Consider the following 267-nt stretch of genomic DNA (forward strand, 5'->3'; position numbering starts at 1 on the left):
ATGGGGGGCTGGTAGCCCAGACTGGCATGAGGACGATGCCAGTTGTACTCATGCAGCCACGGTTGCAGGTGTTCTGCCCGTTGCTCTGACGAGTCATAGCTCCGTGCATAGGCCCACTCTCGCAGGGTTGTCTGAATGAGGCGCTCTGCCTTGCCATTGGTTTGGGGTGTGTAAGGCTTGGTGCGCATGTGCTTGAGTCCCAACCGACGACACAGCTTCCGGAAGCGTTTCGACCGATAACAGGCGCCATTATCAGTGAGTAGCCGA

General features: G+C 57.7%; 1 protein-coding gene. It reads right to left on the reverse strand.

Going from position 1 to position 267, the window contains the following annotated elements; genetic code table 11:
* The coding region (locus ACLHZ1_RS20795) for an integrase core domain-containing protein (RefSeq protein ID WP_427263564.1) at window positions 1–267 on the reverse strand (267 nt) is incomplete at both ends.

It is taken from the genome of Aeromonas sobria (assembly GCF_050266975.1).
Lineage (GTDB): Bacteria > Pseudomonadota > Gammaproteobacteria > Enterobacterales > Aeromonadaceae > Aeromonas > Aeromonas sobria_B.